Here is a 26765-nt window from a genome sequence, read left to right on the forward strand (position 1 = left end):
AGATGAAGCTAACTCGTAAAGAACTAATTCAACGTCGGCATCACCGGGTGCGGCGTAAGGTAAATGGCAGTAGTGAGCGTCCTCGGTTAGCTGTCTTTCGATCCAATCAGCACATTTATGTCCAGGTAATTGACGACACTCAACAACGTACTCTTGCCTGTGCCTCAACTTTGGAACCGGATCTAAAATCACAGTTAACAACAGGAGCTTCCTGTGCCGCCTCTGTTGAGGTAGGCAAGTTAATTGCTCAGCGAGCGATCGCTCAAGGCATTTCAAGGGTTGTCTTTGACCGAGGCGGCAACCTTTATCACGGTCGAATCAAAGCCCTAGCAGACGCTGCTCGCGAAGCTGGGTTGGATTTCTAAAGACAAGCATGCAAAAGGCAAAAGTAAAAAGAAAGAAGTTTTTATCTCTATATTTCTACCTTTGATTTCTCTTTCTTTTGCCTTTTTACATTTTTAGTTTTTACTTTCACTCTCAAGGTTCAGGATAAAACTATGGCAAAAGAGCGTCGGAAAAGTTCTGCGCGTCGGGAAAAAGAAATCACCTTTCAAGAACGGGTGATCCAGATCCGTCGTGTTAGTAAGGTCGTCAAAGGCGGTAAAAAACTCAGCTTCCGCGCGATCGTTGTCATTGGCAATGAGCGTGGTCAAGTTGGCGTCGGCGTTGGCAAAGCAAGTGATGTAATTGGAGCTGTTCGTAAAGGCGTTGCCGATGGCAAAAAACACTTAATTGACATCCCCTTGACCAAGGCAAATTCTATCCCCCATCCTATTAACGGAGCCGGAGGTGGTGCCCAAGTGATGATGCGACCCGCAGCCCCAGGAACGGGTGTTATTGCCGGTGGTGCTGTACGTACTGTGCTCGAGTTAGCAGGTGTGCGGAACATCTTGGCAAAGCAGCTGGGTTCTAATAACCCTTTGAACAATGCTAGAGCCGCCGTGAATGCTCTTTCCACCTTGCGTACATTTTCTGAAGTGGCTGAAGAACGCGGGATTCCTATCGAAAATCTCTACGCCTAAATTTAGCCATCAGCGATTAGCTATTAGTGACTCTCAGTTTAAAGGCAACTTTAATATCTTGGACAAACAACAAAACACTAACAGCTAATAGCTTCCCTAAAAAAATAAGTCGTCAATTCTCTAGGTCAAGCGAATGAGATTAGAAGATGCAGTTCCTAAAAAAGGCTCAAAGAAGCGCCGCCGACGCATTGGACGAGGCATAGCAGCTGGTCAAGGTGCCAGTGGTGGCTTTGGGATGCGCGGTCAAAAATCGAGATCGGGGCGGGGCACACGACCCGGATTTGAAGGCGGACAAATGCCACTGTACCGTCGTCTGCCTAAGTTAAAGCACTTTACGGTCATTAATCGTAAGCAATACACTACGATCAACGTAAGTAAGCTGGCATCACTCCCTGCTAACACGGAAGTGACTCTAGACTCATTGATGGAGTCTGGCATTCTCACAGCAAATCATGGTTCTCTGAAAATCCTCGGTGACGGTGAACTGAATGTGGCTCTGAACGTAAAAGCAGCAGCTTTCACTGGCTCGGCTCGCAGCAAGATTGAAGCCGCTGGTGGCAGTTGTGAAGTTGTTGCTGCCCGTGCCCATAAGGGTTAAGCATATTGCATGCCAGCGTCTCTTGCTCATAGTTGAGGTATTCCTTACATGGTCGTTAGTCGAGACAAAAGCCCAACTGCTCAGGAAACCTTTGCACAGATGGCTCAAGCAGCCGGTCTTAGAGGTCGGCTGCTTCTCACCATCGGCTTGCTGATTTTAGTTCGCATTGGCATCTTTTTGCCAGTACCGGGAATTGACCGGGCTAGGTTTGCTCAAGATATTCAAAATAACCAATTAATTGGATTTCTGGACATCTTCTCTGGGGGCGGAATTACCGCCTTGGGAATTTTTGCTCTAGGGATTTTGCCCTATATCAATGCCTCCATCATTATCCAATTACTAACAGCTGCCATTCCTTCTTTGGAAAAATTGCAGAAGGATGAAGGAGAAGCTGGAAGGCGAAAAATCTCTCAGATTACTCGCTATGTAGCGCTGGGAGGGGCTTTGATTCAAACTAGCTTCATTGCGGTATGGCTTGAACGCTATGCAACAAACGTTCGGGGACCCCTGTTTATCGCGGAGACTGCACTTGCTCTAACCGCTGGTTCAATGTTTGTTATGTGGGTGTCAGAGCTGATTACGGAGCGAGGGGTTGGTAACGGTGCTTCTTTGTTGATTTTCATCAATATTGTTGCAGTTCTACCTAAATCGCTTGGGCAAACTATTAATTATGCCCAGGTTGACAATCGCAATGTGGGACCCGTGATCATTCTGCTGCTAGTTTTCCTAGTCATGATCTTGGGAATTGTGTTTGTCCAGGAGGGAACCAGGCGGATTCCGATTATTTCGGCACGCCGACAGGTAGGTAAACGACTCTACCGGGAAAGGACGAGCTACCTGCCTTTGCGGCTGAACCAGGGTGGAGTTATGCCGATCATTTTTGCCTCTTCCGTTCTAATTTTCCCAGGTTTCCTAGCTCAGATGACTCAAAATACGGGCAATAATCCGGTCTTGAGTCAAATACATCAAGTTCTCAATCAAGTTGCGAATGCTCTAAATCCCAATAGTCAGACGCCCGGAGTTTATGAGGTTGTTTATCTGATCTTGATTCTGTTTTTCAGCTACTTTTACGCATCTTTGATTGTAAATCCTGTGGATTTATCACAGAACTTGAAAAAGATGGGAGCCAGCATACCTGGCATCCGTCCAGGTCGGGCTACTAGCGATTACGTGGAAGGAGTTTTGAATCGGCTAACTTTCTTAGGCGCTATCTTTTTGGGATTAGTGGCAATTGTGCCCACAATTGTAGAAAGAGCCACCGGCATTACAACTTTTCAAGGGCTGGGAGCTACTTCTTTGCTGATTTTGGTGGGCGTGGCAATTGATACAGCAAAGCAAATCCAAACCTATGTCATTTCCCAGCGCTATGAAGGAATGGTGAAGCAGTAGTGACGCGATTGATTTTTTTGGGGCCGCCAGGAGCGGGGAAGGGAACTCAGGCACATATCCTCGCTCAAGAGCTGGAAATTCCTCATGTTTCCACGGGTGATATCTTGAGAAATGCCAAGGCGGCTGGAACTGAACTCGGTTTGAAGGCGAAGTCCTATATGGATCGAGGTGAGTTGGTTCCCGATGCTTTGATATTGGATTTGGTGCGCGATCGCTTGACCCAAACAGATGCCCAATCCGGTTGGATTTTAGATGGTTTCCCCCGTAACGTCTCTCAGGCGACTTTTCTGGATGAATTGTTGCAAAAATTAGACCAAGTCTCCGATTACGTTCTCAATCTGGAAGTTGCGGACGAAGTTTTGGTAGATCGGATGCTGGAACGAGGTCGCAAGCAAGGACGAACGGATGATACAGAAGAAGTCATTCGTCATCGTTTGGAAGTTTATCGCAACCAAACGGCTCCGCTAATTGATTTCTACAAGCAGCGCCAACAGTTGGTTTCAATTGATGGCGATCGCTCTCTAGAGGAAGTTACTTCCGCACTCAAACAAGTTGTTCATTCTTGACAGGAGCGGGTGCGATCTCCCAATGTCAGGGGTCAGTTCGTTGCCAATCTACTTTCCGACTGGCGGCTGGGACTGACCCCCAACCTGATGAAGTAAATTTTTGATAAAATATGTTAATAAGACCTTGACTGTCAGTCAGGGGAATGAGCTGTGAATGACAGTAGGCAAGCTGAAGAATTGAGGAAAAGGATAACTTGGCTAAACAAGATTTAATTGAAATGGAAGGCACGGTAACAGAATCCCTGCCTAATGCAATGTTTCGCGTCGATTTAGACAATGGGTTTAATGTATTAGCCCATATTTCTGGGAAAATCCGCCGGAATTACATCAAAATTCTACCGGGCGATCGCGTCAAAGTGGAACTCACCCCATACGACCTAACCAAAGGCAGAATAACTTACCGGCTACGCAACAAAAAGTAGTTGCCAAAAAAAGCGACTCGCTCGTTTTTAAAAGCTTGTGTTATGAAAAACTTCATCAATTAGATGAACTTTTAAATACACTTAAAAAGTGATATAATGTAGAGCTTGCAATGTAGCCAAAATAGGCATGAAAGTTCGAGCATCAGTCCGAAAAATTTGTGAAAAATGCCGCGTCATTCGGCGGCGCGGTCGAGTCATGGTGATTTGTTCTAACCCAAAACACAAGCAACGCCAAGGTTAACTCAACCCGATCCTCAGGACAAGTTTATAGCACTAAAAGCAAGACTAGGGAGACAACAAGCGTGGCACGGATTGCTGGGGTAGACCTTCCTCGCGATAAACGCGTAGAAATTGGTCTGACTTACATTTATGGAATTGGACTCTCGCGCTCCAAAGAAATTTTGGCAGCATCCAAAGTTAATCCAGACACAAGAGTAAAAGACTTAAGTGATTCCGACGTTGCTGCTCTGCGCGAAGCAGTGGAAAGCAACTATCAAATTGAAGGGGATCTCAGACGCTGGGAGGCGATGAACATCAAGCGCCTGATTGACATTGGCACCTACCGGGGTCGGCGTCATCGAATGGGCTTGCCAGTTCGGGGTCAACGAACCCGTACAAATGCGCGAACCCGTCGCGGTAGACGTCTCACAGTCGCAGGCAAGAGAAAGGCACCAGGGCCGAAATAACCTTCTTCTGCTAGCTGAAAAGCTAAAAGCAGAGGCTTGGATTTCGTTCGTTTGCTAAAAGCAAAATTGACCAACCAATTCAGCCAACCCATTATAACTACTGTCAACTAGATCCACATGGCGCGACAACCAACAAAAAAAACAGGTCCGAAAAAACAAAAACGCAACGTACCTAATGGCGTAGCCTTCATCCAGTCTACTTTTAACAACACGATTGTCACGATTTCTGACACGAATGGGGACGTCCTCTCCTGGGCTTCAGCTGGCTCAAGTGGCTTTAAAGGAGCAAAAAAAGGAACTCCTTTTGCAGCGCAAACCGCAGCTGAAAGCGCGGCTCGCCGGGCGACCGATCAGGGGATGCGTCAGATTGAAGTCATGGTTAGCGGTCCAGGAGCTGGTCGAGAAACCGCGATTCGAGCGCTGCAAGGGGCGGGGCTAGAAATTACCTTAATTCGAGATGTGACGCCAATCCCCCACAATGGCTGCCGTCCGCCCAAGCGACGTCGAGTCTAGAATTGCTTTGACAGCGATCGCTGTCAAAGCAATTCGTAATTAGCAGCAAGTGGCAAACAGCTAACTGCTAAATTGGCATTGAGACAGTAGGGGCAATGCTAGGGAAGAGCTTCTAGCGTTCTTTCCAGGGGTTTTATGAAGAAGGGAGGTCACTCCGTGGCGCAGTTTCAAATTGAGTGTGTAGAGTCCAAAACTGAGAATAATCGGAGCCAATATAGCAAATTTGTCCTGGAGCCTCTAGAACGGGGTCAAGGTACCACCGTCGGCAATGCACTGAGGCGGGTTCTACTGTCTAATTTAGAAGGGACAGCCGTGACAGCTGTTCGGATTGCTGGGGTTAATCATGAGTTTGCCACAGTTGAGGGAGTTCGGGAGGATGTCCTAGAAATTCTGCTGAACATGAAGGACATTGTACTCAAAAGTCACTCCTCCCATCCCCAAATTGCTCGATTAACTGTCACAGGCCCAGCAACGGTGACAGCCGGACGATTTGATTTACCCTCTGAAGTTGAGGTGGTCGATCCTAATCAATACGTTGCTACCCTAGCAGACGACGCTAGGTTGGAAATGGAATTCCGCATCGAACGAGGAAAGGGATATCGCGCCGTAGACCGGGGACGAGATGACACTGCTGCTTTAGACTTCCTCCAGATTGACGCTGTGTTTATGCCCGTGCATAAAGTTAACTACAGCATTGAAGATGCCCGGATTGACGGTTCTCTGGAAAGAGACCGACTAATCCTTGAAATCTGGACGAATGGCAGCCTCAGTCCCCAAGAGGCACTTTCTCAAGCGGCAAGTATTCTGGTGGATTTGTTCAATCCCCTGAAAGATATCACCCTCGATCCGATGACGGTAGACTATGCCGATGATGAAGATCCTACCAGCCAGATCCCAATCGAAGAATTGCAGCTTTCGGTGAGGGCATACAACTGTCTCAAGCGAGCGCAAATTAACTCTGTAGCTGACTTGCTGGATTACAGCCAAGAGGATCTACTAGAGATTAAAAACTTTGGTCAAAAGTCGGCAGAAGAAGTCATCGAAGCCTTACAGCGGCGACTAGGAATTACCCTGCCTCACGAAAAGGCTGCGAAAACAACTTGAAGTAAAGAGTAATGGTAATAGGTAGAATTAATTACCGATTACCCATTACTTCTTCACCGAGTACCCATTAGCAGTTACCAATTCCCAATTAGCAATTCAAAATCGTTATGCGTCACTGTCGTCGTATTCCAAAACTAGGTAAGCCTGCCGACCAGCGTCGAGCGCTGTTAAGGGCGCTGACAACCGAATTGATCCGTCAGGGCCGAATCACAACCACAAAGACGCGTGCTAAGGCGCTGCGCCCGGAAGTGGAAAAAATGATTACTCTGGCAAAGGACGGCTCTCTGGCAGCCCGCAGGCAAGCCATGGGCTACATTTATGACAAACAGTTGGTTCATGCCCTGTTTGAGCAAGCCGCTAGCCGTTACGGCGAACGCAACGGGGGATACACCCGTATCCTGCGAACTGTGCCACGTCGGGGTGATAATGCTGAAATGGCAATCATCGAGCTGGTTTAACGTGAGGACTGAGGACTGAGAGAATTCAAAACTCACTACTCACTACTCAAAGCTCATCATGTTACAAGCCATGCCATTATCAACCCAGCGAGTTGCCCTGGTAATCCAATACCTGGGCACTCATTTTCATGGCTGGCAGCGACAACCTAATGGGCGCACCGTGCAGGAAGAGATTGAAACAGTTCTGTCTAAGGTGCAGGAACGACCTGTTACTCTACACGGTGCGGGGCGCACTGATAGCGGTGTGCATGCAGCAGCACAAGTGGCACACTTTGAGGCTACGGGTCCCATTCCGGCTGAGAAATGGGCTGCGATTCTTAATTCTCATCTGCCCGATGATATTCTGATTCGAGCCTCAGCGGCTGTAGGTTCAAATTGGCACGCTCGGTTTTCTGCGAGCTGGCGTCGGTATCGATACACGCTCTATACAGATCCCAAGCCAAACTTGTTTGTGCAGCCCTTCAGTTGGCATTATTATTATGCACCGCTAGATGAATCTCTCATCCAGGCAGCTTTAACCCCTTTGATAGGTAGCCATCATTTGGCTGCTTTTCACAGGGCAAATTCGGCGCGATCGCATTCCTGGGTGGATGTGCAGGCGGCAGAGTGCTACCGAGACGGCTCATTTATTCATATTGAGATTCAAGCCAACGGATTTTTGTATGGCATGGTGCGGCTGCTGGTGGGATTACTGGTGCAGGTAGGAAAGGGAGAGCGATCGCCAGAAAGCTTCACCGAGTTGTGGGTAAACCAGCGTCGTCACGAAGTAAAGTACTCTGCGCCCGCTAAAGGCTTGTGCCTGTTGCGAGTTGGCTACCCAGAGTTTCCCTTTCCCCCGGAAGTCTGGTTTGACACCCAGCCTAAGTTGGTCTTGCCGACTGTCACCGCCGAATATTGCCTAAGTTGAAAGCTTGAAGATGAGAAGGTTGAAGGTTACAAGGTTCTTCAACATTCAAAGCTCCAACTTACCAACTTTTGACTCACCCCTTGAAGCGTATAAAAAGAACCATGAACAAAACCCCCATCCCATCTCAAGATTCCATCGAACGCAATTGGTACGTCGTTGATGCCGCAGAGCAGCGGCTGGGTCGTCTGGCGAGTGAAATTGCCATGATTCTCAGAGGCAAAAACAAGCCTACCTTTACTCCCCATCTGGATACCGGCGATTTCGTGATCGTCGTCAATGCCGAAAAAGTGGTAGTCACCGGAAAAAAACGCACTCAAAAGCTCTACCGGAAACATTCTGGACGTCCGGGCGGAATGAAGACGGAAACCTTTGCTAAGCTACAGGGCCGTATCCCAGAGCGGATTATCGAACACGCCGTGCGCGGGATGTTGCCCAAGAGTTCTCTAGGGAAACAACTGTTCACCAAGCTGAAAGTTTATCCGGGACCATCCCATCCCCATGAATCTCAACAGCCCCAGGAACTCAAAATTCAAACAATTCCAGGAGGAGAAAATTAATGCAAGCAGTAGAACAAAGTGGTCGAGTCGTTTATTGGGGAACAGGTCGCCGGAAGTCGTCCGTAGCAAGAGTTCGCCTGGTTCCCGGAAGCGGTCAAATGATTGTCAATGACCGACCGGGCGACAATTATTTCAATTACCAACCGGCTTATATGTCAGCGGCAAAAGCCCCCCTGGAAACTCTGGGTCTGGAAAATGAGTATGACATTCTGGTGAAAGCCCACGGTGGTGGATTAACGGGGCAAGCTGATTCGATTCGTTTGGGAGTAGCGAGAGCCTTGTGCCAACTCGACCCGGACAATCGCCAACCGCTGAAAAGCGAAGGCTACTTAACCCGCGATCCCAGAGCGAAAGAGCGGAAGAAATACGGCTTGCACAAAGCCCGGAAGGCTCCGCAGTACTCGAAGCGATAAAAAAGCGATCGCATTTGAGTTGGTTATCGATGGTAGGTGCGAGGTCTGCCTCGCACTCGCTGATGCTGGAAAGCTAGAATTATATAGGGACATTACCCAGTCGAGGAGTAATCATGGCAAGACAAGGAATTCATCCAGAGTGGTATCCAGAAGCAAAAGTTTACTGCAACGGAGAAGTGGTAATGACCGTTGGCTCAACACAGCCAGAACTTCACGTTGATGTTTGGTCGGGGAACCACCCCTTTTACACTGGAACCCAGAAAATTATTGACACCGAAGGTCGGGTAGAGCGCTTCATGCGGAAATATGGAATGTTGGAAACTACCCAACCCCAAGGTGATGATTCGGGTTCCCAAGGCAAAAAGTAGCGGGTCGGCTTGCTCGTAGCGAGACCCGCCTGTTGGGTCGAAGTTATTGATGATAAGCTTTCCTGCTGTTTTTGTGGAGCGATCGCATTTCCTATGGCTGAAACATACCTGCTGGAAAAATTAAATTCCGTTGAGCAAACCTTTAATGAGTTAACTCGCCGACTGGCAGATCCAGATACCGCCTCCAATCCAGATGAGTATCAACGGGTGGCAAAAGCTCGTTCCTCATTGGAGGACGTTGTTAATACCTATGAAAGCTGGAAAACCACTCAGCAAAACTTGGTAGGAGCAAAACTGGTACAGAAGGAATCTGCCAGCGATCCTGAGTTGCAGGAAATGGCAGCCTTGGAAGTGGAAGAACTGGAAAGCAAGCTTGAGCATTTGGAAACACGCCTCAAGATTTTACTTTTGCCCCGCGATCCTAATGATGACAAAAACATCATGTTGGAAATTCGCGCGGGTACAGGTGGAGATGAGGCGAGTATCTGGGCTGGAGATTTGGTGCGGATGTACTCGTACTATGCCCAAACTCAAAACTGGAAGATTAAGTTACTCAGCGAGTCGCGGGCAGAGTCGGGTGGTTTTAAAGAAGCCATCTTGGAAATCCAAGGCGACAACGTTTACAGCCAACTGAAATTTGAAGCAGGCGTTCATCGGGTACAACGAGTGCCAGTGACGGAAGCTGGAGGGAGGGTTCACACCTCAACGGCAACAGTGGCGGTGATGCCAGAGGTGGATGATGTAGAGATACACATTGACCCGAAGGATATTGAAATGAGTACAGCTCGCTCTGGCGGTGCTGGCGGTCAAAATGTGAACAAGGTAGAAACTGCTGCCGACTTGTTCCACAAGCCGACGGGGATTCGGATTTTCTGTACGGAAGAGCGATCGCAGTTGCAAAACAAAGAACGCGCGATGCAAATCCTCCGTGCCAAGCTTTACGAAATGAAGCTGCGCGAACAGCAGGAAGCTGTGACCTCCATGCGGCGTTCTCAGGTAGGTACTGGCTCCCGTTCGGAAAAAATTCGTACTTACAATTACAAAGATAACCGCGTCACCGACCATCGCCTGGGTCAGAATTACAGCCTTAACCCAGTTCTGCAAGGCGACCTAGAACATATTATTCAGGCTTGTATTTCTCAAGATCAGCAAGAACGCTTGGCAGAATTAGCCGCTTCCACTACCAACGCTGAGTCGCTTAATTAAGATGAGCGCTAAATGTATCGACAGACGCGATTAATCGCGTTTTTGCCATCCTGAACCCAGCCGACGTATAAACGGCTGGGTTTTTATTTTTATCCAGATCATCTCTAGTAAATTGCCCAAAATCAGGGAAACTCAGCCTGCCAGCGAATACTGGAAAATTAACAAACCTGCTCTTAGACGCGATCGCTTCAACATCAGCGGTTTTGCCTCCTATATCACTATCCGCAGGCTGAAATTCTGGCAAAATTAGCTAAGGAACGGTTAGACCCTGCTGTGTTGCTCGAAAATTGGAATAGCGATCGCCCTTACCTAAAAAAGAGCTAACTTTTCCTCTATCTCTGTGGATTGGAAGTGAGACTAGGATAAATCAAACTGTCCAAATGCCTTTTTTTCTTGTATTTTATTCTTATTAGAGAGATATCAATAATTCCTCATGTATTATTAATAACACTATTAAGTCAAGGTTCTCTAACTCTATGTTTAAGTAAATCAATGTAAAAATAGACTCTTGTAAATTCCTTAAAAAAACCGTTCTAAAGGCTTGTATAAATAGCGTTGACCAGAGGTGCCGAGATGCCAAACAATAATCAAGCTTCGGATTGGAATTACGATCCAAACGATCCCTATTCTCCAATCTACTATAAGGGAGCAGTCGTTGGATTTATAAAACCAGAATATGCACTCCGAATCGTTGACTTTCTCAATGAAGATGAACGGCTACGCAAAGCTCTCAAAATGGCTTGTTTTGACTTGATAACTGAGGCAGGGGGCGATACGAGTAGAGTCGATCTTTTAATGAAAAGATATATTGTAAGTACCGAGCGTCCTAAATATGGATCGGCGGCGGTCGCTTTGCTGTTAAGGGATAGACAAGATGAACTTGATATTAGTGATAAAGAATTTGCCCGATTCTGCGACTCTTATCGATTGTCTTGGAAAGAGCTGAAAGAAATTTTTCTAGGAAAAGAAATTAACGATAATCAGCTAGGGCCAATTGCACGAATCGTAGGGAAATCTATTGAAGAGCTGATTGAAGTGCGGGATGGGCCACCTCCCAGAGGCGATCGCTAATGTGAGTAAGCGTGCGGGAAAAATTAAATACAACTGATTATTTGGGAAATTTGAGGCTGGAGAAGATTTACCAATCTTTAATTACTTTCCTGAATCAAGGAATACCAGTAGTTGTTATTTGCTGTGAACGGCTGATAACAAAAGCGCCTGAAGTCATAGACGAGAAGAAGGACTTATGTAATCTAAAATCAGCTTTCCACTCAGTACACCTAGAGAAAGGCGATCGCGTTGTTGGATTTTCAACTTGCCTCCCAACAGTTGCAAACTCCGATTTTAGAATTAAATTTTGTTAAGATAAACTGGACTCTCGCGATCGCCTGACGGACTTACTGGCAATACCAACGGACATCCGTCAACTAATTCGCTCATTCCCCCAGCATCCTTGGAGACTCTTGATGTTACGACTTGAACATATCAGTAAAATTTATCCCACCGGCGAAGTTCTCAAGGATGTCAACTGGGAAGTCAAACCGGGCGATCGCATTGGCTTAGTCGGCGTTAACGGTGCAGGAAAATCGACTCAGCTCAAAATTATTGCGGGGGAGATGGAACCCACTGCTGGGGAAGTGATTCGTCCTGCAAATTTGCACATTGCCTATCTGACTCAAGAATTTGAGGTAGATCCGACGCGCACTGTGCGAGAAGAACTTTGGACAGTTTTCAAAGAAGCCAACGAAGTACAGCACGCTCTGGCGCAGGTGCCGAGAGAAATGGAAACTGCGAATCCAGAGGAATTAGACCGCCTGATCCACAAATTGGATCGGCTACAGCGGCAGTTTGAAGCGTTGGATGGCTACGGGTTAGACGCGCGGATTGAGAAGATGTTGCCAGAAATGGGGTTTGCGCCAGAAGATGGCGATCGCCTCGTTAGTGCTTTCAGCGGTGGCTGGCAAATGCGGATGAGTTTGGGCAAAATCTTACTCCAAAAACCAGATTTATTACTACTGGATGAACCAACGAACCACCTGGATCTAGAAACCATTGAGTGGTTGGAAACCTATCTCAAAGGGCTGAAGACTCCAATCGTGATAGTATCGCACGACCGAGAATTTCTCGACCGTCTTTGCACCCAAATTGTAGAAACAGAACGCGGCGTTTCTACCACCTACTTAGGCAACTACTCGGCTTATTTACAACAAAAAGCAGAAAACCAAGAAGCCCAACTCAGCGCCTACGAACGCCAGCAAAAAGAACTAGAAAAGCAGCAAGTCTTTGTTGATCGTTTCCGTGCTAGTGCTACCCGCAGCACCCAAGCGAAAAGCCGTGAGAAACAACTAGAAAAAATCGAACGGATTGAAGCGCCGACTGGGGGATTAAGAACCCTGCGCTTCCGCTTTCCTGACGCTCCCCGCAGTGGTCGCGAGGTGGTAGAAATTCAGAATTTGGTACATACTTACGACGAAAAAATTCTATTTTTAGATGCGAATCTACTAATGGAACGAGGCGATCGCATTGCCTTTCTCGGTCCGAACGGGGCTGGAAAATCAACCTTGTTGCGTCTAATTATGGGCATGGAACAACCTACTGAAGGTTCAGTTCAATTAGGCGCTCACAACGTGATTCCTGGCTACTTTGAGCAAAATCAGGCGGAAGCATTGGATCTGTCTAGAACTGTCATGGAAACTATCCATGATGAAGTTCCTGAGTGGAAAAATGAGGAGGTTCGCACACTTCTAGGACGCTTCTTGTTCAGCGGTGACACCGTATTTAAAAAAGTTGAGGCTCTGAGCGGAGGTGAAAAAGCTCGTCTGGCGTTAGCAAAAATGCTTTTGCGCCCAGTTAATTTAATGATTTTGGACGAGCCTACTAACCACTTGGATATTCCGGCTAAAGAAATGTTGGAAGAGGCAATCCAAAACTACGAAGGTACGGTAATTTTAGTCTCCCACGACCGATATTTTATTTCCAAAGTTGCCAATAAAATTGTCGAGATCCGTGACGGCGAATTCCGCCTATATCGAGGAGATTACCATTACTATCTAGACAAAATTGCTGAAGAAAAAGAGCAGGCAAGATTAGAGGCGATCGCTGCTGATAAAGCTGCTAAGAAAGCTGCAAAAGCTGCTAAGGAATCTAGCAAACGTAAATAAAGTCTAGAAGTCGTTTTTTAAATGCAGAGAACGTAAAGAATCGTCGCAAAGGAACGTCAGCAGTAGTCTCACCACTGCTGACGTTCCTTTGGCAATAAAGATAGGTTTCAACCCTTGCTTATTGCGTTCTTGAGAGCTAAAAAGGTACGGCGCTTAGGGTGGGCTTTCCAAGTTTCCAAAAGTCTTACTTTAGGTAGATGCAAGTTATAATAAAAAGACTAAGTTTCCATCGCGGGAGGAAATCGTGCCCACTTTCCTCGAGCTGGCGAACAACTAGCAACAAGCCTTAGAAATCTCGGAGCCTTGGAAGCCGCTTTATGCAGACTTTCCTTGTCATCTCAATTACGAACCGCCTGTGCATCTGCTGCTGGCTGTAACTATGGCGGCTCAAGGCACCGACGAGCTAGGCATCCAAGTTACCGCAGAACTGTATCGCTGGTTTCTCAATGCGATCGCTCTTGGCAGATCCCGCTGAGTTAGAAACCACTCTGCGCTCCAGCAAGAATCGGGAATTGTTTCGTTTTCTTGACATATCACGGTCGATCTGTTCTTAAAGCCAAAAAGCCTGCTTGCAAAGCCTGTACCTTATTAGACTTGTTTGCTAGTGCGGGTTAGATGGTTTAACAGACACAACAACCGGGGAAGACCAACGCATCGTGGCAGACTAGGCGATGTGTAAGCTTGACGCCTACTGATCTTGCAGGTGCGTCAAGCGGTTGTCATCAAGGGAGTAGCGCTCCCTTACATACTTTTAGCGATCGCTTCCTACCAGGACTGTCTTCAGAACCCTGTAATAAAATAGTCATCCGATCTAGAGAGAATTGCTGTGCTGTCTCTGGCAAAAAAAACTAAAAAAGCTAACACAAGCTGCTAAAAATAACACTGCGAGTACAAAGGGCGATGATATCATGACGGAGAAATTACTGAAAACAAAGGGCAATTGAGTATGGCGCAAGCACCTGTCTCTCCCGTGGTGCTAGTCATTCTAGACGGCTGGGGCTACCGCGAAGAAACCGATGGAAACGCCATAGCCGCCGCTAACACACCTGTGATGGATAGCCTCTGGGCAGTCTATCCCCACACACTCATTTACACCTCCGGCAAGGCTGTAGGGTTGCCAGAAGGTCAGATGGGTAACTCAGAAGTAGGCCATCTCAACATTGGTGCTGGTCGGGTTGTACCGCAAGAATTAGTTCGGATCTCAGACGCCGTGGAAGACGGTAGTTTACTGAGCAATCCTGCACTGGTGCAAGTCTGTCAGGAAGTCAAGAGCCGGGGTGGTAAGCTTCACCTAGTTGGGCTTTGTTCCGAAGGTGGGGTGCATTCTCATCTGGCGCATCTTCTAGGATTACTGGATTTAGCGAAAGCGCAAGAGATTCCCTCAGTTTGTATCCACGCGATCGCAGATGGACGCGATACCTATCCCCACGAGGGGATAGAGGCAATTCAGAAGATTCAAGACCACATTGACCAGATTGGGGTCGGGCGCATTGTCACCCTCAGCGGTCGCTACTACGCAATGGATCGAGACCAGCGGTGGGATCGGGTGAAACGCGCCTACGATGTGATGACTCAGGATGGCTTGGGAGATGGTCGCTCGGCGCAAGAAGTTTTGCAGGCTTCCTATGCTGAAAATGTCACAGATGAATTTATTATCCCAACCCGAATTGCTCCTGGAGCTATAGAAGCGGGGGATGGTGTGATTTTCTTTAACTTCCGACCCGATAGATCCAGACAACTTACCCAAGCCTTCGTGTCTCCCGGCTTTAAGAGGTTTGAACGACAGCATATCGAGCCGCTGAGCTTTGTTACTTTTACTCAGTACGAACCGAATTTACCAGTTTTGGTGGCTTTTGAACCCCAGAACTTGAGTAACATCCTGGGAGAAGTGATTGCCAATCGGGGACTGCGCCAGTTTCGGACTGCTGAAACCGAGAAATACGCCCACGTTACTTATTTCTTCAACGGCGGTCGGGAACAGCCTTTTGAAGGGGAGGATCGGGAACTGGTACCGAGTCCAATGGTTCCAACCTATGACCAAGCACCGGAGATGTCAGCAGCAGCGGCGACGGATGTAGCGATCGCTGCCGTTGAAAAACGCATTTACTCCTTCATGGTCATCAACTACGCCAACCCAGACATGGTGGGGCATACAGGTCAGATGGAACCAACAATTCAAGCCCTGGAAACGGTAGACCGATGTTTGGGACGCCTTCTAGAAAGCATCAATAAGGCGGGTGGCACGGCGATCATCATTGCCGACCACGGGAACGCTGAATATATGCAGGATAAAGAAGGCAACCCTTGGACGGCTCACACAACGAACCCTGTGCCCTTTATCCTGGTGGAAGGGGAAGGGTTAAAAATTCCCGGCTATGGGACTGAAGTGACTTTGCGAAGTGATGGACGTTTGTCGGACATTGCACCGACGATTCTGGAAATCTTAAAGCTGCCACAGCCAGTAGAGATGACAGGTCGTTCGATGCTGGTTCCTCTGGAATTTGATGTCCGCGCCAATCGCACACCCGTGCGAGTTTCTCTGTAAAGTTCTAGGAGCTAATAGCTAATGAATCATTGCATCTTGCTGATGCTTAGCGGTTAGCTCTTAACGATCCGCAATTCACGATTCTTAAAAACTGACACCGAACAACCAACTATGAATCTATATAGCATCCTGCAAATTATATGGGCGGTTTCTTCCGCAATTCTGATTGTTTTAGTGCTGCTACATAGTCCTAAAGGAGACGGAATTGGGGGGATTGGCGGACAGGCTCAATTGTTTACCAGCACTAGAAGTGCAGAAACAGCGCTGAACCGAGTAACCTGGATATTCACTGTCATCTTTCTGGGTTTGTCGGTAATTTTGAGTATGGATCGGTTATGGCAATAGCATCAAATCGTGATGTACGATAAATGATGATTTTTGAGTGGAAAAAGGAGAAAACTGGGAAAGTTGAAAAGGCGAAACCTTCAAACTTTCAAACTCTTAAGCGAAGCCTACAGAACCGCCTGTGGTATCCAAACTCTTTTCAAAACTCAAAACGATTCATTCGGGTGGGGATCGCGATCGCTACTTGCTTATTGGCGGTTTTAGCCCATTTTCGGGTGGTGGATGCGGGTGATGGTTGGGCATCTGAAGTGTCACGCCAGCTATCAGCAACCTCCTTACCGACACTCCAAGCGCACGTCTTACCACCGACACTGTTGCAATGGCAAGATACCAGCAACAGTGGTGATTACTTCTCTCAAGTGAAGCCTACCCCCGTTGGCTATCTGGTTTGGTCGCAGTTTCCGGTTAAGGTGTTCGTAGAGATGCCAGAAACTTCCACCGCCAGCCAACAGTGGGCAAGTGCTGTGTTAAAAGCTGTGCAGGAATGGCGCGTTTATTTGCCCATCCAAGTGGTCGAGCAGTCAGAGATAGCTGATATCAAGATCGTGCGATCGCTTCCTCCCCTCAAGCCATCCTTTAACCGCCGCACCGGGGAATTTCACCTGCCTCGCGCTCGTTCTGCTGAAACCCGCTATGAATTCTACCTCAACCCAGCGACGGGCACGCCATCTGTACTATCCCATCGATTTACGATCCAACTGAGTCCAACTCAAACCAGCGACTATATTCAATCCGCTGCCCGTCACGAACTAGGGCACGCACTAGGTATCTGGGGGCACAGTCCTTTAGAAACAGATGCCCTGTATTTTTCTCAGGTGCGTAATCCTCCCCAAATTTCTTCGAGAGACATCAACACCCTCAAGCGGATCTACCAGCAGCCAACGCGACTGGGATGGCCTTTGCCCAATGCCACCCAAAGCCAGCTTAAGCGTAGAGTATTGGCGAATAAAACAATACGCGATTACTCCTTGAGGAGGATGACTAGCTGATTTTCGTTCTCCCTGGATAACGCCAATCACTCAACTGGACTCGGCGTTCCTGTAGCAACTCAGTATAAAGTTTTACTAGTTGCTCGATGTTGCGGCTGAGGGTATATCGCTCTAAAACCCTTGCGATCGCTTTTTGTCCCAGTCGCTGCGTAAACTCCGGGTTGCCTCGTAACACAGGCAGTAGAGTTCGCAACTGCCCCGCAACCCCTTGAGTTCTGAGAATTATCCCAGCGTCTCCCTCTAAGGGATTCCCCTCCAAAACTTCACCATCAGCACCAGCATCAGTTGCTACACAGGCGACGCCACAAGCCATTGCTTCTAGTAGGGAAAGTGAAAGTCCTTCCACCAGAGAAGGCAGAATAAACACATCAGCTCCCCGCAAAATTTCGATTCGCCGTTGCTCATCCGGTTCGGTTCCCCACCAGATGATTCCGTATTCTGAGTCGTAAAAAGGCTCTAAAGAGGGCTTCATCGGCCCGTCGCCGACAATTAATAATTTACACTCTGGCCCCATTTCTGACTCTTTCCAGGCTCGGAGCATTGCTTCCACATTTTTTTCGGTAGCAATTCGACCCTGGTAGACAAAGAGGCGCTTAGCGTTTAATTCAGATTTGATGTTAGAAGGCCCTGGACAATACTTCTGGACATCAACGCCATTCGGAATCACAGCTACCTTTGATGCTGCCACTCCCAATCGTGCGAGTAAATCCCGCTGAACTTGAGAAAAGATAACCGTTCGGTCGTAATACGCCAGGAAAGGTGCATACAGCTGATAAGTCAAAAGCTGAGTCCCTGATTTGAGATTTCGTCGCTTCCCGTCAAAAGGGGTATGGAAGGTGGAAACCAGGGGTAAATTCAGTTCTTCGCAGATTTCCGGCAGTAGGAAATCTAGGGGTGATAAAGTGAGCGAGGCATGCACCAGGTCTGGCTTTAGCTCTTCAAGCGATTGCGTCAAAACCTTTCTCGATCTCAGGGTGGGAATCGTATAAACCTGGGACTTGTACAGGAAAGGTAGAGACACTTCTTCACATCCAGGCCAAGCCTGGAGGTCAGATTCTTCGTCTTGGGCAAAGTGGAGAAAGCTAACTCGATGGCCCTGGTCTAACAACGCATTCGTAACTTCTCGACTGTAGGTGACATTGCCGCAAAAGGGTGATTTTTTTCCGAGCCAGGCTATGTGCATTTTCTAAGAGTTTTGAGTTTTTAGTTTTGAGTTTTGAGTTATGAGTTAATCATTCAAAACTCGTCATTCAAAACTCATCACTTTTCTTTTCCTGTACCGGAAATATACCAGGTTAAGAGTCCTCCTGCGATCGCGATCGCTGCTAAACCGAGAAATACTGCCTGTAACCCTAAAATCGTCTCTGCAACGCCTGCTAAGGCTAAAGGCAAGCTGAGAGCAATATTAATGACGTTGTTTTGTAGCCCAAAGACTTTCCCTCGCATTTGGTCGGGAGTTTCGGCTTGGATGGTTGTCTGCATCGGGATAGCCACCAGCGACCCAAAAAAGCCCAAAAGCGTTGTCAACAGGAATGCCAGCAATAGCTGCTTCGTAAACAATCCCAGACCAACCAAAGAGGCTGCCGTTCCGATAGAACCATAGAGGCTGAGCCGAGTATGGGAGAACCGCTGCCCAAAGTGTCCTAGCACCGTTGCCCCCCCAACCATGCCAACCCCACCAGCTGCGAGTAAAAAACCGAACTGAGAGGATTTCAAACCAGGAATAACTTCTGCCATCCGCACAGCTAGAACCGACAGCGCCGCAAAAACTGAAAATAAAATTACCAGTTGGATCAGGGCATTGCGAACGCGGCTTTGTTCGTTTAGGTAACGCAGTCCGTCGCGCAGGTCTTCCCAAACATGGGGTGATTCGTGTTCGGGAGCGTTCGTTTTTTCCCCTGTGCGGAGGATCATCAACAGCAATCCCGCGATCGCATAACTGCCACCCACCACCAATTCTTTGCCAATGTCCGCTCCCCCACCCAAGCGTCCCACCAAGGTGTCGGCAATTCCGAGTAACGGCTCTCCCACGGCAAATCCCACGATCACTGAAGCCATCATTGTCATCGTGTACAGCGAGTTCGCTGAAAGCAGATGATGGCGTCCCACAACTAGCGGAATCACTGACTGCTCGGCAGGAGCAAAAAACTGCGTCAGTGTAGAAATCAGAAACGTTAATCCCAGCAGGATGCAGAATCCCACCGGCAACCCTCCAAGAGTTAACCAGCCATGCGAGATCCACAGCAGCGGTGGCACTGCTAAAACCAGTACACCCCGCAGCAGGTTCGTTGCCACTAGCACTGCCTTCTTAGGCCACCGATCGACATACACACCCGCCACGGAACCAAACAGTATGGCGGGAATCGTAAAAGCCATCATGATCGCCGATACCCACACGCTGATTGTCTGATCGGGTGCTTGAAAGTGAGTGGCAATCAATGCAATCACCAGCACCAGATACACTTTGTCCGCTATCTGTGAGAAAACTTGTCCCCCCCATAGCGCCAGGAAATTCCGGTTTTTTAGAACCGGCAAAAATCCTTGTGCGTCCTCCTCTACTTCCTCATTCTTTACTTCCTCATTGACAACCAGATTGGACGGTGAGGCGCTGTGGTTCAACCCTCCATTTGAGGGAGCGTCCGTTTCTGTATCTATCTCTGGGGTTACAGCATCGTCCACCGGGGAGTGGGGAAAAGAAATCGCAGGGCGAACCTCTTCCCATTCAGAAGTTTCAGGGGGTGTTAAGCGCTCGTCAGACAAGGGGCGTGATGTGGTAGGTGTTGACGATCCAGTAAAAGCAGGGTGGGGGCGCTCGGAAGCGGGAACGCTGAGTCCGGAAGAGCGAGGAAATTTTCCTTCCTCAGTCCACCGTTCGCCGTCCTCAATCCTCTGTCTAGACTGACTTAGGGACATTCGAGCTTGTAGATCGGAATCATACCGTTGCATCATGGTTCAGGATAAATTCAGCTGGGACGAGAAACAAGCATCCATCAAAGCAGCAGAGCGAATTGACCGACCAAAGTGATACTGGACGTACTGACGTAACAGTTGCTCTACTGAAACCCAAGCGGAGTCTTCGGAAGGATGAGGGGTTAGGGATGTCGGATGAGTTAATTTTTCATTGCTTTTTCCGTTCTGGGGTAGCTCTGGCTGAGCCAGCTGCTGTAGCAGCGCCAGCTCGATGGCGTTCAGTTTGGTGTTCAGCATCAAGGGCGTTTGTGGATGAACAACTGTTTGGTAGTTCCCACTGGCTTCCTCTGGCATTGTGCTTTGACCTTGAGATGAAAAGCCGATGGCTGTAGGCGAGAATTTCTCCTTTACTGCCATGCCTTTTGCTGTACTACCAGACGTGCGCGATCGTGCTTCGGCTTGCAACCGTTCTAATGCTGGTAAGCTCACCGTTCCACCGGCAGCAGTACTAAACCCAACTCGCCAGTCTGGATCGGTAAATTCCGGCATCAGGGGATGCCGCGAGACACAACAATGTTGAACCTGCGGCGCAACGCCAGCCAAAGCCATCAGGTGAAACACTCCGTGGGCTAAGTGAGCTAAAACCAGAGCCGCGCTGTTGGCAGGCAACCGCTCTAACCGATGCAGATGTTCGTTGAGCAGCTCATACAATTCCATTTGCGGCTGATCTCTCAACGCTTGACAAAGAACCACTTCCGCCAAGTATTGGCTGGCTGTCAGTTTTTGGAGATCCTGACTTAAGCCGGGGAAAGATTCTAGCGTTTCTGCCTGAGTAATTTTATCGAGCGATCGCCCTTTGGCAATCAGTAGCTCATTCACTACAAACAAAGCACTCCTACCGCCTAGCTTCGAGTGGTGCTTGCGTGCCCCCGGTGCTACAGCCCGAATCAAACCAAATTCAGGCGTCAAAATCGTTAGCAGCCGGTCAGACTCGCCCAGCGCCATACTCTTTAGATTGATTCCGGTTGCTTTGTAAGTTCGACTCATGACGTGGGGTAATTGGTCAAGAGGTGATGGGTAATTGATCAAGAGGTAATGGGTCAAGAGTTAGCAGACTCATTCCCGATTACTCATTACCAATTCCCCTTTCCCTCCTTCTCCAGCGTATCGCGCTGACGAATCAGATCGGGGCCGTGCGACGTGCCTAACCGCGTCGCTCCTGCCATGATTAACTCCAAGGCTTGCTCCGGGGTACGGATTCCCCCCGATGCTTTAATTCCGACCCGTTCTCGTGCGACTTCTTTCAAAAGTTGGATATCCGCTACTGTGGCACCCCCAAACAAACCAGTGCTGGTTTTTAAAAATGCCACTCCTGCATCCATACATATTTCCGCTGCCAGTCGTTTCTCTGCATCTGTCAGGCGGGTGGTTTCCAAAATTGCCTTGACAGTTTGACCCGTTTCACAAATTTCTGCAATTTCCCGGTGTAGTTCCTCAGTCTTCCCAATTTTCAGCCAACCCTGGTTGATGACAACATCCAATTCCACCGCCCCATTTTCGACGGCTTCTTGGGCTTCGTAGAGCTTAACCGCCGATGTCGTCGCTCCAGAGGGAAAACCGATGACTGTACAGACTTTGGGCCGCCTGCCTTTGAGAAGCTCAGCCGCTTGCCGCACGTATGCCGGATAGACGCACACTGCCGCGAACTGAAACCTTTCAGCTTCTTCACACCACTGCTTAACCTGCTCTGGAGTAGCCGTTGGATTTAGCAGCGCATGATCGATCAATGGAGCAATATCAATATTTGGCTGAGTAACAGCCATTGCTTCTCCTCTCGCTCACCTCACCTATTGTTAAGTTTTATCAGATATTTAAGAAAAATTAAACAAAAGATCGCGGAATCTTCACAGGCTAGTCTGTAGCTTTAATCGTACAGGTCATCCAAATAGACAGTTGTTCTTTCCTTACCTGATGAGGGGTTGACACTCCCAGCCAGAAGATAGTGAGAGCAATTAGATAGTTAAGCTGTCGCAAACTTAGTTCAAAAATTTTTAGGAAAAGGAGAATAAGTTTAAAATGTCTGATAAGCAAGGATTAATGGCAATGGGTAGCATATTTTTTGTAGTTGGAGCGGGTATGCTACTTGGTAGTTTTGTAAATTACCATCAAACGCAAGATTTTATTAAAAACTCGTCCTCCACTACAGGTACTGTCATTGATTTGAAACTTCAAGCATCTAGAAAATCACATATTTATTTCCCTTTATTCCAATTTCAGACACCAAATGGAGAGATCGTAAAGGTTGAATCCAATATGGGAAGTAATCCACCCGGATATCAAGTTGGGCAATCTGTTCCAATCATTTATAATCCTAATAGTCCGAACGAAGCAGAGATAAACTCTTTTTGGTCGCTTTGGTTTGCAGCTATTTTTTTATTAGGGATGGGTGGTCTTTTTGCCGGAATAGGTTTAAATATGCTTGTTAACTCTTTCCCTATCAAAAAATCTCAAACTACAGGGAATTTTGCTGATGAAGAATCTTTGATAAATTAGGAGTGAATTTTGGTGTACAAAGAATATATCTAGTAATATTTAGCTCAGTTAAAAAAATTCCAAAATTTTTTTCCGATATCAGACAGTTAAGTTTTAATTCTAAGTTTTAGAGCGATCGCTTTGTGTAACCTACTCTAGCTTCAGTTTAATGCAGGTGGAGATAGGAAAGCGAATCGCTCTTTATCTTAATTAACGGTCGTTCATCTAAACAGCTTATTTTTTCGGGGTCTTTGCTGCCTCAAATGGTGTAAATTTCCCACCTAAAGCTTCCACAATAGTGCGGGTATTCGCAACCATCATCTTAATGTAAGAATCTCCATCGCTACCAGCAGCACCAATCGAGTCAGAATAGAGTTGGCGCGGAGCTAATTTCACCCTAGATTCCTCTGCTACAGTCTTAATCAAAGCTGGGTTAATGGTGGTTTCTGCAAAAATCGCCGGTACAGTTGCCGCCTTCACAGATTCTACTAATCGCTTTACTGTTTGGGCACTAGGTTGTTCTTCCGTACTGATGCCAATCAAAGTGCCAGCAACGGGAATGCTATAGGCACGAGCATAATATTGAAAAGCGTCGTGGCTTGTTACTAATTTGCGCTTATTTTCTGGAATCGTTTTAATTTCCTGGGTAATCCAACTATCAAGTTGTTTTAATTCACCCGTTAGCTGCGCCGCATTCTGAGTAAATTTCTCCCTGTCTTCGGGTGATAGCTCAATCAAGGCGTCACGAATGGCATCAACCATTGGAATGACGTTATCAACATCGCCCCAAACATGAGGATCTGGCACCACTTCTCCTCTGCCTTTATCCAGTTGCAAAGACTTCACAACTTCCCCTACAGCAACTTTGCGAATCTTGCCGCCGGTTGCGTTCATCAGTTTAATCAGCCCTGGTTCTAGGTTATAGCCGTTATATAGAATCAGGTTAGCTTTCTCTAAAGCCTGACTATCTTGAGGCACAGGTTCATAAACGTGGGGATCGGTTCCCGGTTTAAGAATGCCTTGGATCTGAATTTCGTCTCCTGCAACCTCCGCAGCCAAGTCTTCAATGATAGTGCTAGTGGCAACTACATTAGGTTTGCCATTTGCAATTGGATTTGCACGATTTGAGGAAGGCTGGCTACAGCTGGATAAGGCAAAAGGCAAGAGAATTCCTAGGCAAAGGCTAGAAACCAGAGTCAGAGGATTCCCCGATTTTGCCTGGGAAAGGCAAAAATTACTTTCTTTTACCTTTTGGGAGAGCCTAGAGCGCTGTACCATCAATTTCACCTATCTTTTAGATTATTTCTCTTTATAGATGTTTTCATATTCTTTTCATTATTAGAGTAATCTAAAAAGAAAGCAAGATAAAACCACCCTATGAATACTGCCACCTTCTCCCCTGATACCGATTGGGCAAAAATGGTTTGCCATCTGCCAGCCGCCTCACTAGAGGCCTCTACAGCAATTAAAATCAGTCAGGTGGGAGTGCAGTACCGCACGGTAGAGGCGCTACGGAATGTCAGTTGTGTAGTGGCACCGGGACGTTTGACAGGGATTATTGGCCCCAATGGTGCGGGAAAAAGTACCTTGATGAAGGCGATGTTGGGATTGATTCCCGTGACGGGTGGCACGGTGCTGTATGGCGATAGACCTTTGATGGAGCAACGGGAAAGGGTGGCGTATGTGCCGCAGCGATCGCAAATTGACTGGACTTATCCGGCGACTGTTTGGGATGCTGTAATGATGGGGCGTGTCAAGAAAACTGGCTGGTTTCGTCGCTTCTCTACGGTAAGCCGACGGGTGGCAGCAGAGGCTTTGGATCGGGTGGGAATGAGCAATTATCGCGATCGCCCGATTGGACAACTCTCCGGAGGACAGCAGCAGCGGGTATTTTTAGCGCGGGCTTTAGCCCAAGAAGCAGAGGTTTTCTGCTTTGATGAACCGTTTGCCGGGATCGATCAGAAAACCCAAGCAATTATTTTTGACATTTTCCGCGACCTTGCCGACGCTGGAAAAACGGTTCTCGTTGTCAATCACGACTTAGGGGCATCTATCACCCACTTTGATGACTTAATTTTATTGAATACTGAGTTAATTGCCTCTGGTTCGCGCCACGAGGTGCTGAGTCAGGAAAACCTGTATCGTGCCTATGGCGGGCAGGTGATGTTCTTTACAGAAGCAGCTGCGTAGAGGCGGTCTTTATCTCATTATCTATCCGCCCAGAAATATATTTCATCAATCCGCCCGGAGTGAGTTTTAAATTAAAGAAATCACTTCTCACTCCCTCTTAAACTTTGTGTCCTTGGAGCGGTTAGAATCCTCTAAATTTTTATGTTAGAAGCGTTGATTGAGCCGTTGCAGTACGGCTTCATGCAGCGATCGCTGATTATTGCCATTCTCGTCGGCTTGCTGTGCGCTGTTGTCGGTAGCTATCTGATGGTGCAACGGCTGGCATTGTTGGGAGATGCCATCAGCCACTCGGTTTTGCCAGGGTTAGCGATCGCGTTTATGGTAGGTGCCAATATCTTTGTCGGGGCATTTATTGCCGGGGTTTTGAGTACGATGGCGATCGCTTGGATCAGAACGCGATCGCCAATTAAAGAAGATGCCGCAATGGGTATTGTTTTCTCTGCCTTTTTTGCCCTCGGCGTCACCTTAATTACCACGATCCAAAAAGATAACAAAATTGACCTCAATCACTTCTTATTTGGCAATATCTTGGGTGTTACCGTTGAAGAAGTCCGCGACACTGCGATCATTGCCGCAATTGTCCTATTGGTGGTCGTCCTACTGTACAAAGAATTATTATTTTATACCTTCGATCCATTGGGAGCGCAGGCAGCGGGATTGCCTACTAACTTGCTCAATTTTGGCTTAATGCTGCTGATTGCCTTAACCATTGTTGCCAGCATGAAAGCTGTGGGTGTCATCCTAGTGCTATCGCTGTTAATTACACCAGGAGCAACCGCCTATCTATTAGTGAAGCGGCTGCACAATGTGATGATAGTTGGGGCGGGGATTGGCATTATTTCCAGCATCAGCGGGATGTACCTCAGTTATTACCAAAATTTGCCTTCCGGCCCAGCGATTGTATTAGTTGCATCAGGATTATTTGTTTTAGCTTTATTATTCAGCCCTAGCTACGGAATCTTCACGAATAAACAATCGGATTTTGGACAACTCTCGCCAGTTTGGCGAGAGTTGAAACAGCTGATGCGATCGCGCTCGTAAGGCATATAGATATCCAAATCAAGTTATCGTTTGTCCAACAATTTCTTGGATGTCTCTACCTGCTCCTGTGCTACCTGGACGAACTCCTGTGCTACCTGGAGGAACTCCTTGACTGCTTTGGTATGTTTTTCTGTTGCCTTGGAGTGTTCCTGTGCAGCTTTCACGAATTCCTCTGTTGAGTTTCCATCATGCTGCTGCGATGCCTTCGCGTGCTGCTGCGATGCCTTCGCATGCTGCTGTGTGGCCTTTCCGTACTCTTCTATCAACTTTCCATGCTCTTGGGCGCTCTTTCCACGCTCCTTTAGAGTCTTTCCTACCTCCTCGATTAACTTCCCATGTCCCTCTGAGACCTTCGCGTGTTCCTCTGCGGCCTTCGCGTGTTCCTCTGATACCTCATGCATAATGACTTTACCTTCCTTTTTCTCTACCAACCTGTTTTTTGTACAACCCGCTTGTCTCAGGTTAATACTTGTTTATCCTTCTCATCCTCTGGCTTAATATAGGTTTGGTCATGTTGACCCACTCATCGCAACGACGATCCTACTTATTGCCAACTAGCTCCTTTAAAAGTTGAGAAAGAAGTTGTTTTGAAGTTTCAACTGCATCTGGTTGATTTTGAAGGGAACGATAGCAGCACTTAGTTGAAAGATACCTGCAAGTGGCTGCCGAAGAAAACCCAGGGATAAAACTACTGCGGCGCTAAGTTTATCTAATTTCTTGTTTGTGTTGATCGTTAGAAATTAGGGTTTCAACAAAGTGTTATGTAGACAAATTGTTTAAGAATTTCAGAAGATGAACTACGAGCAATGCAAGGTGCGATCGCTCAGTTTCGTAATGAGGCTG

General features: G+C 47.5%; 29 protein-coding genes and 1 pseudogene. 24 read left to right on the forward strand and 6 right to left on the reverse strand.

All coding sequences use genetic code 11. The annotated features are described in order from the left end of the window. Positions 1-2 precede the first annotated feature (2 nt). The 21 genes from rplR to NC997_RS02625 all read left to right on the forward strand — a co-directional run bounded on the left by rplR (position 3) and on the right by NC997_RS02625 (position 17249). Positions 3-365: a 50S ribosomal protein L18 gene (gene rplR / locus NC997_RS02525; RefSeq protein WP_190411884.1), complete on the forward strand. Its 363-nt coding sequence runs from the start codon at positions 3-5 to the stop codon at positions 363-365. A 132-nt stretch (positions 366-497) separates the two neighbouring features. Further along, on the forward strand, positions 498-1022 hold the full coding sequence (gene rpsE / locus NC997_RS02530; RefSeq protein WP_190411883.1) for a 30S ribosomal protein S5: 525 nt from the start codon (positions 498-500) through the stop codon (positions 1020-1022). A gap of 133 nt (positions 1023-1155) precedes the next feature. Then, a complete protein-coding gene (gene rplO, locus NC997_RS02535) occupies positions 1156-1620 on the forward strand; it encodes a 50S ribosomal protein L15 (protein ID WP_190529467.1) in 465 nt (154 codons plus the stop codon). Positions 1621-1668: 48 nt separating this feature from the next. Further along, the gene (gene secY, locus NC997_RS02540; protein WP_190411881.1) at positions 1669-3009 is read left to right on the forward strand and encodes a preprotein translocase subunit SecY; all 1341 of its coding nucleotides are present in this window, start codon (positions 1669-1671) and stop codon (positions 3007-3009) included. Then, positions 3009-3575 carry an adenylate kinase gene (locus NC997_RS02545; protein ID WP_190431834.1) on the forward strand — a complete coding sequence of 189 codons (567 nt, stop codon included), beginning with the start codon at positions 3009-3011 and terminating at the stop codon, positions 3573-3575. Before secY ends, NC997_RS02545 begins: the two co-directional genes overlap by 1 nt. A gap of 194 nt (positions 3576-3769) precedes the next feature. Beyond that, a complete protein-coding gene (gene infA / locus NC997_RS02550) occupies positions 3770-3997 on the forward strand; it encodes a translation initiation factor IF-1 (protein WP_015203280.1) in 228 nt (75 codons plus the stop codon). Positions 3998-4124: 127 nt separating this feature from the next. Further along, entirely contained in the window at positions 4125-4238 is a 114-nt protein-coding gene (rpmJ, locus tag NC997_RS02555) for a 50S ribosomal protein L36 (RefSeq protein WP_071782548.1), read from the forward strand. Positions 4239-4299: 61 nt separating this feature from the next. Next, positions 4300-4683, forward strand: coding sequence for a 30S ribosomal protein S13 (gene rpsM / locus NC997_RS02560; protein WP_190411879.1), 384 nt, complete (start codon positions 4300-4302; stop codon positions 4681-4683). A gap of 117 nt (positions 4684-4800) precedes the next feature. Then, positions 4801-5196, forward strand: a complete 396-nt coding sequence (gene rpsK / locus NC997_RS02565; protein ID WP_190411878.1) for a 30S ribosomal protein S11 — start codon at positions 4801-4803, stop codon at positions 5194-5196. A gap of 135 nt (positions 5197-5331) precedes the next feature. Then, entirely contained in the window at positions 5332-6300 is a 969-nt protein-coding gene (locus NC997_RS02570; RefSeq protein WP_190411877.1) for a DNA-directed RNA polymerase subunit alpha, read from the forward strand. A 107-nt stretch (positions 6301-6407) separates the two neighbouring features. After that, positions 6408-6758 (forward strand): 50S ribosomal protein L17, encoded by a 351-nt coding sequence (gene rplQ / locus NC997_RS02575; RefSeq protein ID WP_190411876.1) that lies wholly within the window; start codon positions 6408-6410, stop codon positions 6756-6758. A gap of 58 nt (positions 6759-6816) precedes the next feature. Beyond that, on the forward strand, positions 6817-7665 hold the full coding sequence (gene truA / locus NC997_RS02580) for a tRNA pseudouridine(38-40) synthase TruA (protein ID WP_190529469.1): 849 nt from the start codon (positions 6817-6819) through the stop codon (positions 7663-7665). 101 nt (positions 7666-7766) lie between these two features. Continuing rightward, complete coding sequence (gene rplM / locus NC997_RS02585) at positions 7767-8222, forward strand: 50S ribosomal protein L13 (protein WP_190411874.1); 456 nt, start codon at positions 7767-7769, stop codon at positions 8220-8222. Beyond that, complete coding sequence (gene rpsI, locus NC997_RS02590; RefSeq protein WP_190411873.1) at positions 8222-8635, forward strand: 30S ribosomal protein S9; 414 nt, start codon at positions 8222-8224, stop codon at positions 8633-8635. Before rplM ends, rpsI begins: the two co-directional genes overlap by 1 nt. A gap of 113 nt (positions 8636-8748) precedes the next feature. Continuing rightward, positions 8749-9003: a 50S ribosomal protein L31 gene (rpmE, locus tag NC997_RS02595; protein ID WP_190529471.1), complete on the forward strand. Its 255-nt coding sequence runs from the start codon at positions 8749-8751 to the stop codon at positions 9001-9003. Between the two features lie 93 nt (positions 9004-9096). After that, a complete protein-coding gene (prfA, locus tag NC997_RS02600; protein WP_190426507.1) occupies positions 9097-10209 on the forward strand; it encodes a peptide chain release factor 1 in 1113 nt (370 codons plus the stop codon). Between the two features lie 573 nt (positions 10210-10782). Next, positions 10783-11280 carry a hypothetical protein gene (locus tag NC997_RS02605; protein ID WP_190529473.1) on the forward strand — a complete coding sequence of 166 codons (498 nt, stop codon included), beginning with the start codon at positions 10783-10785 and terminating at the stop codon, positions 11278-11280. A gap of 395 nt (positions 11281-11675) precedes the next feature. After that, positions 11676-13370, forward strand: coding sequence for an ABC-F family ATP-binding cassette domain-containing protein (locus NC997_RS02610; RefSeq protein WP_190411868.1), 1695 nt, complete (start codon positions 11676-11678; stop codon positions 13368-13370). A 946-nt stretch (positions 13371-14316) separates the two neighbouring features. Next, a complete protein-coding gene (gene gpmI, locus NC997_RS02615) occupies positions 14317-15915 on the forward strand; it encodes a 2,3-bisphosphoglycerate-independent phosphoglycerate mutase (protein ID WP_190411867.1) in 1599 nt (532 codons plus the stop codon). Between the two features lie 111 nt (positions 15916-16026). Beyond that, positions 16027-16260, forward strand: a complete 234-nt coding sequence (gene secG / locus NC997_RS02620; RefSeq protein WP_190411866.1) for a preprotein translocase subunit SecG — start codon at positions 16027-16029, stop codon at positions 16258-16260. Positions 16261-16283: 23 nt separating this feature from the next. Beyond that, positions 16284-17249 carry a peptidase gene (locus tag NC997_RS02625; protein WP_190529475.1) on the forward strand — a complete coding sequence of 322 codons (966 nt, stop codon included), beginning with the start codon at positions 16284-16286 and terminating at the stop codon, positions 17247-17249. On the opposite strand, the gene NC997_RS02630 is transcribed toward NC997_RS02625, so the two are convergent. From NC997_RS02630 to deoC, 4 genes and pseudogenes are all read right to left on the reverse strand, one after another. Continuing rightward, positions 17242-18432 (reverse strand): glycosyltransferase family 4 protein, encoded by a 1191-nt coding sequence (locus NC997_RS02630; protein WP_190529477.1) that lies wholly within the window; start codon positions 18430-18432, stop codon positions 17242-17244. The two genes, NC997_RS02625 and NC997_RS02630, sit on opposite strands and share 8 nt — an antisense overlap. A 77-nt stretch (positions 18433-18509) precedes the next feature. Continuing rightward, on the reverse strand, positions 18510-20198 hold the full coding sequence (locus NC997_RS02635; protein WP_242031475.1) for an MFS transporter: 1689 nt from the start codon (positions 20196-20198) through the stop codon (positions 18510-18512). Further along, positions 20182-21206 (reverse strand): annotated as a pseudogene (recO, locus tag NC997_RS02640) (DNA repair protein RecO). Before recO ends, NC997_RS02635 begins: the two are co-directional and overlap by 17 nt. A gap of 86 nt (positions 21207-21292) precedes the next feature. Further along, entirely contained in the window at positions 21293-21982 is a 690-nt protein-coding gene (gene deoC / locus NC997_RS02645) for a deoxyribose-phosphate aldolase (protein ID WP_190411862.1), read from the reverse strand. 253 nt (positions 21983-22235) lie between these two features. Here deoC and NC997_RS02650 point away from each other — a divergent pair, with 253 nt between their 5' ends. Then, positions 22236-22712 (forward strand): DUF3592 domain-containing protein, encoded by a 477-nt coding sequence (locus NC997_RS02650; protein ID WP_190529481.1) that lies wholly within the window; start codon positions 22236-22238, stop codon positions 22710-22712. Positions 22713-22925: 213 nt separating this feature from the next. Here the strand turns inward: NC997_RS02650 and NC997_RS02655 are convergent, their stop codons facing one another. After that, positions 22926-23969: a metal ABC transporter substrate-binding protein gene (locus tag NC997_RS02655; RefSeq protein WP_190529483.1), complete on the reverse strand. Its 1044-nt coding sequence runs from the start codon at positions 23967-23969 to the stop codon at positions 22926-22928. Between the two features lie 141 nt (positions 23970-24110). On the opposite strand from NC997_RS02655, the gene NC997_RS02660 reads away from it, so the two are divergent. After that, positions 24111-24881, forward strand: a complete 771-nt coding sequence (locus NC997_RS02660; protein WP_242031488.1) for a metal ABC transporter ATP-binding protein — start codon at positions 24111-24113, stop codon at positions 24879-24881. A 141-nt stretch (positions 24882-25022) separates the two neighbouring features. Beyond that, complete coding sequence (locus tag NC997_RS02665; protein WP_190411858.1) at positions 25023-25922, forward strand: metal ABC transporter permease; 900 nt, start codon at positions 25023-25025, stop codon at positions 25920-25922. A gap of 23 nt (positions 25923-25945) precedes the next feature. On the opposite strand, the gene NC997_RS02670 is transcribed toward NC997_RS02665, so the two are convergent. Beyond that, positions 25946-26353, reverse strand: a complete 408-nt coding sequence (locus NC997_RS02670; protein ID WP_190411857.1) for a hypothetical protein — start codon at positions 26351-26353, stop codon at positions 25946-25948. Positions 26354-26765 lie beyond the last annotated feature (412 nt).

Source organism: Trichocoleus sp. DQ-A2, from assembly GCF_039961915.1.
Classification (GTDB): Bacteria; Cyanobacteriota; Cyanobacteriia; order Cyanobacteriales; family FACHB-T130; genus FACHB-T130.

Excerpts from the sequence above, each read along its gene's own strand:
- rplR (WP_190411884.1), top strand. The coding sequence starts at position 3 with ATGAAGCTAACTCGTAAAGAACTAATTCAACGTCGGCATCACCGGGTG.
- rpsE (WP_190411883.1), top strand. The coding sequence starts at position 498 with ATGGCAAAAGAGCGTCGGAAAAGTTCTGCGCGTCGGGAAAAAGAAATC.
- rplO (WP_190529467.1), top strand. The coding sequence starts at position 1,156 with ATGAGATTAGAAGATGCAGTTCCTAAAAAAGGCTCAAAGAAGCGCCGC.
- secY (WP_190411881.1), top strand. The coding sequence starts at position 1,669 with ATGGTCGTTAGTCGAGACAAAAGCCCAACTGCTCAGGAAACCTTTGCA.
- rpmJ (WP_071782548.1), top strand. The coding sequence starts at position 4,125 with ATGAAAGTTCGAGCATCAGTCCGAAAAATTTGTGAAAAATGCCGCGTC.
- rpsK (WP_190411878.1), top strand. The coding sequence starts at position 4,801 with ATGGCGCGACAACCAACAAAAAAAACAGGTCCGAAAAAACAAAAACGC.
- NC997_RS02570 (WP_190411877.1), top strand. The coding sequence starts at position 5,332 with ATGAAGAAGGGAGGTCACTCCGTGGCGCAGTTTCAAATTGAGTGTGTA.
- rplQ (WP_190411876.1), top strand. The coding sequence starts at position 6,408 with ATGCGTCACTGTCGTCGTATTCCAAAACTAGGTAAGCCTGCCGACCAG.
- truA (WP_190529469.1), top strand. The coding sequence starts at position 6,817 with ATGTTACAAGCCATGCCATTATCAACCCAGCGAGTTGCCCTGGTAATC.
- rplM (WP_190411874.1), top strand. The coding sequence starts at position 7,767 with ATGAACAAAACCCCCATCCCATCTCAAGATTCCATCGAACGCAATTGG.
- rpsI (WP_190411873.1), top strand. The coding sequence starts at position 8,222 with ATGCAAGCAGTAGAACAAAGTGGTCGAGTCGTTTATTGGGGAACAGGT.
- rpmE (WP_190529471.1), top strand. The coding sequence starts at position 8,749 with ATGGCAAGACAAGGAATTCATCCAGAGTGGTATCCAGAAGCAAAAGTT.
- prfA (WP_190426507.1), top strand. The coding sequence starts at position 9,097 with ATGGCTGAAACATACCTGCTGGAAAAATTAAATTCCGTTGAGCAAACC.
- NC997_RS02605 (WP_190529473.1), top strand. The coding sequence starts at position 10,783 with ATGCCAAACAATAATCAAGCTTCGGATTGGAATTACGATCCAAACGAT.
- NC997_RS02610 (WP_190411868.1), top strand. The coding sequence starts at position 11,676 with ATGTTACGACTTGAACATATCAGTAAAATTTATCCCACCGGCGAAGTT.
- gpmI (WP_190411867.1), top strand. The coding sequence starts at position 14,317 with ATGGCGCAAGCACCTGTCTCTCCCGTGGTGCTAGTCATTCTAGACGGC.
- secG (WP_190411866.1), top strand. The coding sequence starts at position 16,027 with ATGAATCTATATAGCATCCTGCAAATTATATGGGCGGTTTCTTCCGCA.
- NC997_RS02625 (WP_190529475.1), top strand. The coding sequence starts at position 16,284 with ATGATGATTTTTGAGTGGAAAAAGGAGAAAACTGGGAAAGTTGAAAAG.
- NC997_RS02630 (WP_190529477.1), bottom strand. The coding sequence starts at position 18,432 with ATGCACATAGCCTGGCTCGGAAAAAAATCACCCTTTTGCGGCAATGTC.
- NC997_RS02635 (WP_242031475.1), bottom strand. The coding sequence starts at position 20,198 with ATGATGCAACGGTATGATTCCGATCTACAAGCTCGAATGTCCCTAAGT.
- deoC (WP_190411862.1), bottom strand. The coding sequence starts at position 21,982 with ATGGCTGTTACTCAGCCAAATATTGATATTGCTCCATTGATCGATCAT.
- NC997_RS02650 (WP_190529481.1), top strand. The coding sequence starts at position 22,236 with ATGTCTGATAAGCAAGGATTAATGGCAATGGGTAGCATATTTTTTGTA.
- NC997_RS02655 (WP_190529483.1), bottom strand. The coding sequence starts at position 23,969 with ATGGTACAGCGCTCTAGGCTCTCCCAAAAGGTAAAAGAAAGTAATTTT.
- NC997_RS02660 (WP_242031488.1), top strand. The coding sequence starts at position 24,111 with ATGGTTTGCCATCTGCCAGCCGCCTCACTAGAGGCCTCTACAGCAATT.
- NC997_RS02665 (WP_190411858.1), top strand. The coding sequence starts at position 25,023 with ATGTTAGAAGCGTTGATTGAGCCGTTGCAGTACGGCTTCATGCAGCGA.